9 protein-coding genes are annotated in these 12,143 nt (G+C 72.9%); 5 read left to right on the top strand and 4 right to left on the bottom strand.

Going from position 1 to position 12,143, the window contains the following annotated elements; genetic code table 11:
• Positions 1-2: 2 nt before the first annotated feature.
• Both ACIQCJ_RS30295 and ACIQCJ_RS30300 read left to right on the top strand, forming a co-directional pair.
• Positions 3-926: a LysR family transcriptional regulator gene (locus ACIQCJ_RS30295; protein WP_355337016.1), complete on the top strand. Its 924-nt coding sequence runs from the start codon at positions 3-5 to the stop codon at positions 924-926.
• A gap of 112 nt (positions 927-1,038) precedes the next feature.
• Positions 1,039-1,626 carry a hypothetical protein gene (locus tag ACIQCJ_RS30300; protein ID WP_402713124.1) on the top strand — a complete coding sequence of 196 codons (588 nt, stop codon included), beginning with the start codon at positions 1,039-1,041 and terminating at the stop codon, positions 1,624-1,626.
• A gap of 105 nt (positions 1,627-1,731) precedes the next feature.
• On the opposite strand, the gene ACIQCJ_RS30305 is transcribed toward ACIQCJ_RS30300, so the two are convergent.
• Together ACIQCJ_RS30305 and speB are read right to left on the bottom strand one after the other, a co-directional pair.
• Entirely contained in the window at positions 1,732-5,628 is a 3,897-nt protein-coding gene (locus tag ACIQCJ_RS30305) for an ABC transporter ATP-binding protein (protein WP_402713193.1), read from the bottom strand.
• Between the two features lie 271 nt (positions 5,629-5,899).
• Positions 5,900-6,859 (bottom strand): agmatinase, encoded by a 960-nt coding sequence (gene speB, locus ACIQCJ_RS30310; RefSeq protein ID WP_402713125.1) that lies wholly within the window; start codon positions 6,857-6,859, stop codon positions 5,900-5,902.
• A gap of 172 nt (positions 6,860-7,031) precedes the next feature.
• Here speB and ACIQCJ_RS30315 point away from each other — a divergent pair, with 172 nt between their 5' ends.
• The 3 genes from ACIQCJ_RS30315 (at position 7,032) to ACIQCJ_RS30325 (ending at position 9,934) form a co-directional block, all read left to right on the top strand.
• Positions 7,032-7,850: a phosphatase gene (locus tag ACIQCJ_RS30315; protein WP_355337010.1), complete on the top strand. Its 819-nt coding sequence runs from the start codon at positions 7,032-7,034 to the stop codon at positions 7,848-7,850.
• Between the two features lie 90 nt (positions 7,851-7,940).
• Positions 7,941-8,630 (top strand): response regulator, encoded by a 690-nt coding sequence (locus ACIQCJ_RS30320; protein ID WP_402713126.1) that lies wholly within the window; start codon positions 7,941-7,943, stop codon positions 8,628-8,630.
• A 2-nt stretch (positions 8,631-8,632) separates the two neighbouring features.
• On the top strand, positions 8,633-9,934 hold the full coding sequence (locus tag ACIQCJ_RS30325) for a sensor histidine kinase (RefSeq protein ID WP_402713127.1): 1,302 nt from the start codon (positions 8,633-8,635) through the stop codon (positions 9,932-9,934).
• Between the two features lie 111 nt (positions 9,935-10,045).
• Here ACIQCJ_RS30325 and ACIQCJ_RS30330 read toward each other — a convergent pair whose 3' ends face one another.
• On the bottom strand, positions 10,046-10,930 hold the full coding sequence (locus ACIQCJ_RS30330; protein WP_391160509.1) for an acyl-CoA thioesterase domain-containing protein: 885 nt from the start codon (positions 10,928-10,930) through the stop codon (positions 10,046-10,048).
• A 52-nt stretch (positions 10,931-10,982) separates the two neighbouring features.
• Positions 10,983-12,140 (bottom strand): acyl-CoA dehydrogenase family protein, encoded by a 1,158-nt coding sequence (locus tag ACIQCJ_RS30335; protein ID WP_355337002.1) that lies wholly within the window; start codon positions 12,138-12,140, stop codon positions 10,983-10,985.
• Positions 12,141-12,143: the final 3 nt, after the last annotated feature.

The following is a 12,143-nucleotide window of genomic DNA, read 5'->3' on the forward strand; positions in this document are numbered from 1 at the left end:
GCATGCTCGATCTGGCGCGGCTGAGGGCGCTGCACGCGGTGCACGTCCACGGGTCGGTGGGCGCGGCGGCCGAAGCGCTCGGCTACACGCCGTCGGCGGTCTCGCAGCAGATCTCCAAGCTGGAGCGGGAGACCAGGTCCGTGCTGCTGGAGCGGCACGGGCGCGGGGTGGCGCTCACGGACGCGGCGCATCTGCTGGTGGAGACCGCGCAGCGGCTGATGTCGATCGTGGAGGCGGCCGAGGTCACGCTGGAGGAGCAGCGCGGACGGCCCACGGGACGACTGACGCTGGCGGCGTTCCCGACGGCGGCCTGCGGGCTGCTACCCGGAGTGCTGGCGGAACTGACCGCGGCGCACCCCGCGTTGGAGCTCCGGCTGCTGGAAGTGGACGCGCATCTGTCGGTGGACCTGGTGGCGCGCGGGGCGGTGGACCTGGCCGTGGCGCACGACTGGGACATCGCGCCGCTGCCCGCGCCGCCTGGCTTGGAGCGGGCGGTCATCGGGGACGACCGGTGCGACGTACTGGTCCCTGCCGGGCACCGGTTGGCCGAGCGGGCGTCGCTGACGCGGGCGGATGTGGCGCACGAGCGGTGGATCTGCCAGCCGCCGGGGTCGGTGTGCCACGACTGGCTGGTGCGGACGTTGCGGGAGGCCGGGACGGAGCCGGACATGGCCTTCCAGGTCGGCGAGTACGGGACGCAGTTGGCGCTCGTGGGGGCAGGGCTCGGTATCGCGTTGGTGCCGAGGCTGGGGCGGGGACCGGTGCCCGAGGGCGTCGCGGTCGTACCGCTGGAGCCCGCTCCGGTGCGGCGGCTGTACGCGCTGTGGCGGACGGGGGCCGCGCGCAGGCCCTCGATCGTCGCGGCGGTCGACACGTTGAGGTCGCATTGGGCGGCTGGGCCCGGATCGGCCGCCGAGGACGGATGATCGGGGCATGCGCCCACGATTTCCGCACCGTCCGCCGCGCCCGCAGCCGGGCGGTGACCATGCCCCTGAGGCCATCGCGGAACCGTGCGGGGTCGGGGACCGTCACACCGGCATGCTGACCGTGAAGGTGAATCAGCGCGGAGCGGCCTGGGCCGTGGCACTGGCCGTTTCGCTGACCTTGGGTGCCGTCGCCTGCGGGAGCGGCACCTCGGACGCGGCGGACGGCGCGCCGTCCAGCACAACCGGGCCCGTGACGCCGAGCGGCGACACGACCACCGCGCCGCCGACGACCGGTGGCCCCACCACGGGCGGGGCGACGCCGGGGACGGGGTCGATCGCCAGTCGCGTCGTGTACTTCTCGTCGTCGGTGCGGGCCGTCGCGGGGACGCACGAGGTGCTGCGCGACCGGGGCGAGTTGGACCGTTTCGCCACCACTGTGGCGCACAGCGACGGGAAGACGGCGGCGGAGATCTCGGCGGGCGGGGCGGCGACGGACTTCGGGCGGTACGTGCTGGTCGGCTGGACCAAGTCGACCGGGTGCAGCGCGGCGACGTCGGCGACGCTGGGCGTGGCGGGCAACTCGCTGAAGCTGCGCGTCGAGCAGCCGACGCCGACGGCGGAGTGCCTGACGGACTTCCGCGTGACGGTGGTGTTCGAGGTGCCGAAGGACCGGATCCCGGCGCGACCCGCCTTCGGCTGACCGAAGGCGGGTCGCCAGGAGCCCAGAAGGCCAGAAGGGCAGAAGGGCGGCAGGCCAGGAAGGCGGGACCCGCCGGTTCCGTCGCACGGGCGACGGGTCCTCCCGTCACGCCACCGCGCGTACCTCGCCCGTGAAGGTGCGCCACAGCTCGGCGTAGCGGCCGTCGCGGGCCAGCAGCGCCGCGTGGGTGCCGTCCTCGATGACCCGCCCGTGGTCGAGGACGACGACCCGGTCCGCACGGGCCGCCGTGCTCAGCCGGTGCGCGACGACCAGCGTCGTACGCCGGGTGGCGAGCCGGTCGGCGGCCTGGTTGACGAGGGCTTCGGTGGCCAGGTCGAGGGCCGCGGTCGCCTCGTCGAGAAGCAGGACGGCGGGGTCGACCAGTTCGGCGCGGGCCAGGGCGATCAACTGCCGCTGTCCGGCCGACAGATTGCGGCCCCGCTCGGCGACCTGGTGGAGATAGCCGCCCTCCAGCGTCGCGATCATCGCGTGCGCGCCGACGGCCCGCGCCGCCGCCTCGACCTCGGCGTCGGTCGCGCCCATCCGTCCGTACGCGATGGCGTCGCGCACCGTGCCCGCGAAGAGGTACGGCTCCTGGGGGACGACGCCGAGGCGCTGCCGGTAGGCGGTGAGGTCGAGTTCACGGATGTCGGTGCCGTCGACCAGCACCGCGCCGTCGGTCGGGTCGTAGAACCGCGCGACCATCTTGACCAGGGTGGACTTGCCCGCGCCGGTCTCGCCGACGAAGGCGACGGTCTGTCCGGCGGGGATGCGCAGATTCACGCCGCTGAGCGCCTCCGCGCCCTCGGCCCCCTCGCCGCCGTACCTGAAGTGCAGGTCGCGGAAGGCGATCTCGCCGCGCAGCCTTCCGACCTCACGCGGCCGGGCGGCGGCCGGGGTGGCGGTCGGCTCGTGCAGCAGCTCACGGATCCGGCCGAGCGACACCGACGCCTGCTGGTAGCCGTCGAAGACCTGCGAGAGCTGCTGCACGGGTGAGAAGAACAGGTCGATGTAGAGCAGATACGCCACCAGCGCGCCCGCCGTGAGCGTCCCCGCGCTGATCCGGTGCGCGCCCACGATCAGGACGAGCGCCGCCGCCACGCTGGACAGCAGCTGAACGAAGGGGAAGTAGACGGAGATCAGGAACTGGCCGCGCACCCGCGCCGTCCGGTAGTCGTCACCGCGTTCGGCGAATCGTTCCGCCCCGCGCCGCTCCCCCCGGAACGCCTGCACGATCCGCAGACCCGCGACGTGCTCTTGGAGGTCGGCGTTGACGACGGCGATCCGCTCGCGCGCCAACTCGTACGCCTTCACCGACTTACGGCGGAAGACCCAGGTGGCGACGATCAGGATCGGCAGCGTGGCGAAGACCATCAGGGCGAGCTGGACGTCGATGGCGAGCAGCGCCACCAGGATGCCGAGGAAGGTGAGGACGCTGACCAGCGCCGTGACCAGCCCGGTCTGGAGGAACGTCGACAGCGCGTCCACGTCCGTGGTCATCCGCGTCATGATGCGGCCGGTCAGCTCGCGCTCGTAGTAGTCGAGGCCGAGCCGGTGCAGGTGCGCGAAGATCTTCACGCGCAGGGTGTAGAGGACGCGTTCGCCGGTGCGGCCGGTCAGCCGGGTCGAGCCCCACTCCGCCGCCCACTGCGCGATCACCAGGACCAGGCCGAGCAGCGACGCCACCCAGACCGCGCCGAGCGCCGCCTGCCGGACGCCCGCGTCGATGCCGTGCCGGATCAGCACCGGCAGCAGCAGTCCCGCGATGGCGTCCACGGCCACCAGCGCCAGGCTGAGCAGCAGCGGGGTGCGGAAGCCGCGCAGCACGCTGCCGAGGCCGAACTTCTCCTCGGCGGTCCGCGCCCGGTCCTCGTCGACCTCCGGGGTGTCCAGGGCGGGCGGCAGCGCGGCGACCTTGGCGAGCAGGTCGGGAGTGGCGGGCATGCCCGCCAGCGCGCCCGCCATGCCGCCCTGGGCGGGGGCGACCCGCGGCGGCCCGGAGGCGCCCGCGCCGGCGCTCCGCCGGTCGTCGTCCTCGGCCGCGGCGCGCCGGTCGGCAGGCCACAGCTCCGGAGTCACCGCCCCCGGAGCCACAGCCTCGGGACAAGCGCCGTCGCCCCGCGCCCGGCCGTCCTCGTCGAGCGGGCACTCGAAACCGTCGAGGCCGTCCGTACAGCCCTCGGTCCGCGCACCCGCCAGTTCGGCCTGCGCCGCGGCCATGTCCGTCTGCGCCGCCTCCCACTCGATCCGCCCCGCCGGGTCGAGGTCGACCACGTCGGCGCCGAGCGCGTCCGGGTCGGTGAGCAGCGCGCGGTAGAGCGGGCAGCGCTCCTGCAACTCCTCGTGCGTGCCGACGTCCGCCAGGCGTCCCGCGTCCAGTACGGCGATCCGGTCGGCGAGCGCCAGCGTGGAGCGGCGGTGGGCGATCAGCAGCGTCGTACGGCCGCGCATCACCTCGCGCAGCGCGTCGAAGATCTCCGCCTCCACCCGGGCGTCGACCGCCGAGGTGGCGTCGTCGAGCAGCAGCAGCCGGGGGTCGGTGAGGATCGCGCGGGCCAGGGCGACGCGCTGGCGCTGGCCGCCGGACAGGGTCAGGCCCTGCTCGCCGACGACCGTGTCGTAGCCGTCGGGCAGGTCGGAGATGAAGCCGTCCGCCTGCGCGGCGCGGGTGGCGGCGAGCATCTCCTCCTCAGTGGCGTCCGGGTGGCCGTAGAGGATGTTCGCCCGCACGCTGTCGGAGAACAGGAAGCTGTCCTCGGGGACCATGCCGATCGCGGACCGCAGCGATTCGAAGGTCAGCTCCCGTACGTCCACGCCGCCGACGCGTACGGCGCCGCCGGTCACGTCGTACAGCCGCGGCAGCAGCAGCGAGACCGTGGACTTGCCGGAGCCCGAGGAGCCGACGACGGCGACGGTCTCGCCGGGCTCGACGCGCAGGTCGAAGCCGTCGAGGACGGGCCGGTCCTCGGTGTAGCCGAAGGTGATGTGGTCGAAGTCGACGGTGGCGGGGGCGTCCGCGGGCAGCGTCCTGGTGCCGTCGGTCAGCGTGGGCTCGGTGTCGATCAGTTCGTAGACCCGCTCGACCCCGGCCCGCGCCTGCTGGCCGACGGTGAGCATCATCGTCAGCATCCGGACCGGGCCGGTGAGCTGCGCCAGGTAGGTGGAGAAGGCCACGAAGGTGCCGAGGGTGATCTGGCCGCGGGTCGCCATCCAGCCGCCGAGCGCCAGCATGCCGATCTGGCCGAGGGAGGGCACCGCCTGGAGCGCGGGGCTGTAGCGGGCGGTGAGGCGGATGGTACGGAGGCGGCCGGCGAACAGCTTGCGGCTGACCGTCTCCAGCTTGTCCATCTCCTGCTGCTCCTGGCCGAAGCCCTTCACCACGCGCACACCGGTGACCGAGCCGTCGACGATGCCCGCGACGGCCGCCGCCTGACCTTGCGCGTACCAGGTCGCGGGAAACAGCCGCTTACGCGACCGGTCGGCGATAAACCACAGAGCAGGGGCGACCGCGAGCGCGACCAGGGTGAGCAGCGGCGACAGCGTGAGCATCACCACGAGCGAGAGCACGAACAGCAGCAGATTGCCGATCATCATCGGCAGCATGAAGAGCAGACCCTGGATGAGCTGAAGGTCGCTGGTGGCGCGGCCGACGACCTGGCCGGTGCTCAACTCGTCCTGGCGGCGGCCGTCCAGGCGCATGATCGAGCGGAACATCTCATTGCGCAGGTCGTACTGGACGTCCAGGGCGAGCCGTCCGCCGTAGTAGCGCCGCACATAGGTGAGCACATAGACGACGACGGCCGCCGCGATCAAGGTGAACGCCCAGGGCGCGAGCGGCTTGTCGTGCTTGACGATCACGTCGTCGATGATCAGCTTCGGCACCAGCGGGACCAGCGCGGTCACCGCCATGCCGCCGAGTGACGCGCCCATCGCGAGCAGCACATTGCGGCGGTAGCGCCAGCAGTACGTGGTCAGCCGCCACAGCCAGCCCCGCTCCTTCAGCGTCCGCGCCGCCGCCCCCTCACCGGGGACAGGACCTTCCTTCGTCGTCCTCGCCCTGGTCAACGACCTTGCCACCCGCGTCCTCCAGCCCGTCCGTCCACCCGTTGCCGCCGGAGGCTGCAACGCTCCGGCGTGCGCGTTTCATCCTCCCGCAACAAATGGGAGACCAAGGTCGCGGGGCGGTGCGACCTTGGTCGTAGTCCCCGGGGCGACACCGGCCAGGCCGCCGAGGGGCCGCGAACAGGCCCGCGGGGCGGCCCTGGAGGGGCCGTCAGCGGGCCGCGGCGACCTGCCGGGACATGATCGTCGTCAGCTCGTAGGCGGTGTGCGAGGCCGCGACCGAGGTGATCTCGGCGTGGTCGTAGGCCGGGGCGACCTCGACGACATCGGCGGATACCAGGTGGCAGTCGGCCAGGCCCCGCAGGATCTCCAGCAGCTCGCGGGAGGTGAGGCCGCCGGCCTCCGGGGTGCCGGTGCCGGGCGCGTGCGCCGGGTCGAGCACGTCGATGTCGACCGAGATGTACAGCGGACGGTTCCCGACACGCTCCCTGAGCTGCTGCGCGACCTCGTCGACACCGCGCCGCATGACGTCGGCGGACGTCACGATCCCGAAGCCCATCTTCTCGTCGTCGTCCAGGTCCTTCCTGCCGTACAGCGGGCCGCGCGTGCCGACGTGCGACAGCGCCGACGTGTCGAGAATGCCCTCCTCGACCGCGCGCCGGAAGGGCGTGCCGTGGGTGTACTCGGCGCCGAAGTAGGTGTCCCAGGTGTCCAGGTGCGCGTCGAAGTGCAGCAGCGCCACCGGGCCGTGCTTGCGCGCGACGGCGCGCAGCAGGGGCAGCGCGATGGTGTGGTCGCCGCCGAGCGTCATCAGCCGGGCACCGGTGCCCAGCAGGTCGTCCGCCGCGGCCTGGACGGTCTCCACGGCCTCGTTGATGTCGAACGGGTTGGCGGCGATGTCGCCCGCGTCCGCGACCTGGGCGAGCGCGAAGGGCGACGCGTCCTGCGCCGGGTTGTACGGGCGCAGCAGCCGTGACGCCTCGCGGATCGCGTTGCCGCCGAACCTCGCGCCGGGCCGGTAGGAGACGCCGGAGTCGAAGGGTACGCCGACGACCGCGACGTCGGCGGCGCCGACCTCGTCCAGGCGCGGCAGGCGCGCGAAGGTGGCCGGTCCCGCGTAGCGCGGGATACGCGAGGAGTCGACGGGGCCGCGCGGCTCTGCGCTGCTCATGGGTGGCTGCCTCTTTCGTTGGGGATCGCCCGCCTGAGGGGCGAGGCCGACCCTACGTGGCCGCCGGAAGCCACCGGAATGTACGTTTCCTCCAATCGGGGGTTCCGATTACGCCTCGGCGTCGATCCCCGGCCGGACGCACGTCCGAGCGGCGGAGCGGGACAATGTGCGCATGCCCATGGATCCAGCTGCCGCAGCACCCACCCGCCAGGCCCTCGTCGCCCATCTGACCAGCACCCGGATAGCCGGCGACGTGGCGACCAGCCGCGAGAACAACCTCGACCACTTCCGGGCGCTGGCCGAGGGAAATCGCTACTACTGGTTCGGCCTGGAGCTGGGTGACCGCTGGGACGACCAGGCGGCGGTGCTGGAGCTGATGGCCGAGCGGTGCGGTGTCGTCGCCGATCCCGGGCACCGGCACGGGCAGGACACCATCGATCCCGAGCTGACGATCGACGCGCTCGACCGGATGGCCGATGTGCTGCACAAGGCGGCGGAAAACGGCTCCAGGGTGCTGGTGGCGACCGGTCACCCGGCGGGTCTGTTCGCCGTCCACTGGGAGCTGGCCGCCGCGCTGCGCGAGGCGGGCTGCACGCTGATCACCCCGTCGGAGCGCCTGTACGCGGACGGCGGTGAGATCCGGCACCTGGCGTCCGTTTCCATGGTCCACCGGGCGGGCGGTCTGGTGCACACCCACTCGCCCGACCCGATGCGGGAGATCCTGGACGCGCTGGAGCGCGACGGCGAGCCGCTGCCCGATCTGGTGATCGCCGACCACGGCTGGGCGGGGTACGCGGGCGAGCGCGGCATCGACACGGTCGGCTTCGCGGACTGCAACGACCCGGCGCTTTTCGTCGGCGAGGCGGAGGGCAGCCTGCTGGTGACCGTCCCGCTGGACGACAATGTGCCACCGCAGCACTACGCGCCGCTGACCGCGTATCTGCTGGCGACCGCCGATCTGACCGCCGCAGGTCAGGCCGCGCGGAACTGACGCGGTCCCGGTCCGTCGCTACGCTCGCTACCATCGTTGAGGGAACAAAAGGAACATCAGGGTCAAGAGGGGGCGAGGAAGGCAGGCGCAGTGGTCCAGGTCGTGATCGTCGATGACGAAGCACTGGTCAGGGCCGCCCTGCGAAGCATCCTCGAATCCTCCGGCGACATCCGGGTGGTCGCGGACTGCGACGGGCACGACGCCGTCGGGACGGTGACCGCGACGCGTCCCGGCCTCGTCCTGCTGGACGCGGTGATGCCGCCGCCCGACGACGGACTGACCGTCCTGCGCGCCCTGCGGGCACTGCCCTCGCCGCCCGCCGTCGCCATGCTGACCGCCTTCGACACCAGCGCCCATCTGCGCGCGGCGATGGCGGCGGGCGCCACCGGTTTCCTGCTCAAGGACACCGCGGTCGGCACCCTGATCGACGCGGTACGCGTCATGGCGCGCGGCGGCACCGTCTTCACCCCCACCGTGGGCCGCGCGGTCGTCGACGGCTTCCTGGGCGGTCCGCCCGGCTCCGACGGCGCGGAGGGGCCCGGTACGCCCGAGGCGTCCGCCCACGCCGCGGCCCTGGCGCCGCTGACCGACCGCGAGACCGAGGTGCTGCGGCTGCTGGCGGCCGGGCTGCCGAACGCCCGGATAGCCGCGGAGCTGGGGATCTCGGTCGGCACCGTCAAGGACCATGTGCGCGCGGTGCTGCGGAAGCTGGCCGCGCCCAACCGGGTGGCCGCCGCCGTCGTCGCGCACCAGGCCGGGCTGGTACGGGTGCCGAAGTGATCGTGAAGCCACGTGTCGCCCTGCCGGACGCCGCACTGTTCGCCCTCTCCGCGACCGAGGTGTGGGCGACGCGCTCCTTCGGCGGCCCGGTCTCGTTCGCCTTCGCGGCCCTGGGCACGCTGGCGCTGCTGTTCCGGCACCGCTTCCCGCTGATCGCCTTCGCCGCGACCCTGCCCGCCCTCTCGCTCGGCTACATCTGGTTCTCGCCGATGGGCGCGCTCTACGAGATCGCCGCGGGCGGCCCCGACCGTCACCGCGCACAAGGGTGGCCGTTTTCTCCGGCCCGGCCCTCGAAGAGCGCGCCCTCCGGTATGCCGCCCGCCACGTCCTTCGCCTCGGCGGCTCTCCTACCACCCGGGACGACGGCCGCTACCTCATCGGCCACGCTCACCCGTTCGGGTGAGCGCGTGATATCTCGCCGCGCCCTGCTGATCGGTGGCTGCGCGCTGCTCGCGGCGACGGTCTCCTGCGTGCCCTGGCCGTTCCGCGCCCCGGCGCCCTGGGGGCTGTCGGACACGATCCTCGCGGTGATGCTGTCCTCGCTGCTGGCCCTGGCGCCGACCGCGCTGGGCCTGTTCGCCGCCTCGCGGCGCGAGCTGGCCGGGCGGCTGGAGGAGCTGGCGGCCAGCAGGGAACGGGAGCGAGAACTGGCCGCGGAACAGGCGGTGGTACGGGAGCGGGCCCGGCTCGCCCGCGAGATGCACGACACCGTGGCGCACCACATCAGCCTGATCGCCGTGCAGTCCGGCGCCCTGGAGGCGACCGCACGGGGACCGCAGGCGCGGGCGGCGGCCGGGGCGGTGCGCGAGCTGAGCCGGGACGCGCTGGACGAGCTGCGCCGGATGGTGGGGCTGCTGCGGCTGCCGGTGACGTCGGGGCAGCCGCTGGACGCGGGCCCCGGCCTCGCGGGCATCCCCGCGCTGGTCGCCGCCGCGGGACCCGGCACGCACGGCGAACTGCCCGGCACCATGGCCCCGGCCGACGCCGCCCGCCTGCCCTCGGACGTCCAGCACGCCGCGTACCGCATCGTGCAGGAAGCGCTCACCAACATCCGCAAGCACGCGCCAGGCGCGGAAACCCGCGTCCTGGTGCGGCACAGCGGCGACGTGCTGGTGGTGGAGGTGCGCAACGGACCCGCGTCCGCGGCGCCGGGACCGGCCCTGCCGTCGGGCGGCCACGGTCTCGCCGGGCTGCGCGAGCGAGCGGTGCAGCTCGGCGGCGAATTCATCGCGTCGCCCGCGGCGACCGGGGGCTTTCTCGTACGGGCGACGCTGCCGGTCGGACCGGCGGTCGAGGCGGCGTAGGCGGAGCCGCCCGATCAGAGCCGGGGCGCGCCTCGGGAGCCACCGCGCCGGAATGCTCCGCGTGTCTGGTATCCGGGAGCGGAAATCCGCGCTCACCCGAAAGGGTGAGCGTCAGTCGCGCGGCACCCGCACCAGGCCCTCCTGGATCACCGAGACGGCGAGCTGCCCGTCGCGGGTGTAGATCCGGGCGGTGCCGAGGCCGCGACCGCCGGAGGCGGACGGGCTCTGCTGGTCGTAGAGCAGCCATTCGTCGGCCCGGAAGGGCCGGTGGAACCACATGGCGTGGTCCAGGCTCGCGCCGACCACGTCGCCGACGGTCCAGCCGCCGCGGCCGTGGGCGAGCAGGACCGAGTCGAGCAGCGTCATGTCCGACACATAGGTGGCGAGGCAGACGTGGAGCAGCGGGTCGTCGGCCAGTTTGCCGCGGGCGCGGAACCAGACCTGGGAGCGCGGTTCGCGGATGACACCCGCGGTGAGGAACGGCGGGTCCTCGACGTAACGCAGGTCGACGGCCGCGCGGGTCTCGAGTATCCGGTCGACCACCGTGGGGTCGGGGAACCGCGCGGCGTGTACGGGCAGCATCTCCTCGGCCGTCGGCAGCGTCTCCGGGTCGGGCGCGTACGGCATCGGCTCCTGGTGTTCCAGGCCCTCCTCGTGGACCTGGAAGGACGCCGAGAGGTGGAAGATCGGCTGGCCGTGCTGGATCGCGACGACCCGCCGGGTGGTGAAGGAGCGGCCGTCGCGGATCCGGTCGACCTGGTAGACGATCGGCGCGCCGGGATCGCCGGGCCGCAGGAAATAGGCGTGCAGCGAGTGCGCGCCGCGGTCCTCGGGCGCCGTGCGGCCCGCGGCGACGAGGGCCTGTGCGGCGACCTGGCCGCCGAAGACCCGGGGCACCACGGCCGACCGGCTGACACCGCGGAAGATGTCCCGCTCGATCCGCTCCAGGTCGAGCAGATCGAGCAGGGACTGGAGCGGATCCCGGGAGTCGTTCACGGGTCCTTCGGCATTCACGCGTCCGCCGGCTTTCTCACGGATGGGTCTACGGTCACAGGCCCATCGACTTGGCGATGATGGACTTCATGACCTCGCTCGTGCCGCCGTAGATCCGGTTGACGCGGTTGTCGGCGTACAGGCGGGCGATCGGGTACTCGTTCATGTAGCCGTAGCCGCCGTGGAGCTGGAGGCAGCGGTCGATGACGCGGGCGGCGACCTCGGTGCAGAAGAGCTTGGCGGAGGCGGCGTCCGCGGCCGACAGCTCCTTCTTGTCGTGCGCTTCGAGGGCGCGGTCGACGACGGCCTGCGCGGCGTCCACCTCGGCCTTGCAGGCGGCGAGTTCGAACTTGGTGTTCTGGAAGGACGCGACGGTCTGGCCGAAGACGGTCCGGTCCTGGACGTACGCCTGGGCGAAGCGGATCGCGGCGGCGGCCTGGGCGTACGCGCCGACGGCGATGCCCAGCCGCTCCTGCGGGAGATTCTGTCCGAGGTAGGAGAAGCCCTTGCCCTCCTCGCCGAGCAGGTCCTCGAGCGGGACCTTGACGTCGGAGAAGGAGAGTTCCGCGGTGTCGGAGGTGCGCAGGCCGAGCTTGTCGAGCTTGCGGCCGACCGCGTATCCGTCGGCCTTGGTGTCCACGACGAACAGGGAGATGCCCGCGCGGCGGTCCTCGGGCGTGGCGGGGGCGGTGCGGGCGCAGACGATGACGCGGTCGGCGTGGACGCCGCCGGTGATGAAGGTCTTGGCGCCGTTGAGCACGTAGTGCGTGCCGTCGGCGGAGAGCTTGGCCGTCGTCTTCATGCCCGCGAGGTCGGAGCCGGTGCCGGGTTCTGTCATGGCGATGGCGAACATCGTCTCGCCGCTGACGAAGCCGGGCAGCCAGCGCTTCTTCTGCTCGTCGGTGGCGTAGGCCATCACGTAGGGCAGGCAGAGGCCGACGTGGACCCCGCTGCCGCCGAAGCTGACGCCCGCGCGGGCGCACTCCTCGCTGATGACGGCCTGGAATTTGAAGCTGTGCTCGCCCGCGCCGCCGAACTCCTCGGGCACCTCGATGCCGAAGACGCCCAGCTCGCCGAGCTTGTAGTAGAAGTCGCGCGGGACCAGGCCCGCCGCAAGCCACTCGTCGTGGACGGGGACGACCTCGGCCTCGATGAAGGCACGTATCGTCTCGCGGAACGCTTCGTGGTCCTCGTTGAACACCGTACGACGCACAGC

Origin of the sequence: Streptomyces sp. NPDC093221 (assembly GCF_044753885.1) — a bacterium.
GTDB lineage: Bacteria > Actinomycetota > Actinomycetes > Streptomycetales > Streptomycetaceae > Actinacidiphila.

What these genes read in the sequence shown, in the direction of transcription:
- ACIQCJ_RS30300 (WP_402713124.1), top strand. Translation starts at nt 1,039, where the DNA reads ATGCTGACCGTGAAGGTGAATCAGCGCGGAGCGGCCTGGGCCGTGGCA.
- ACIQCJ_RS30315 (WP_355337010.1), top strand. Translation starts at nt 7,032, where the DNA reads ATGCCCATGGATCCAGCTGCCGCAGCACCCACCCGCCAGGCCCTCGTC.
- ACIQCJ_RS30295 (WP_355337016.1), top strand. Translation starts at nt 3, where the DNA reads ATGCTCGATCTGGCGCGGCTGAGGGCGCTGCACGCGGTGCACGTCCAC.
- speB (WP_402713125.1), bottom strand. Translation starts at nt 6,859, where the DNA reads ATGAGCAGCGCAGAGCCGCGCGGCCCCGTCGACTCCTCGCGTATCCCG.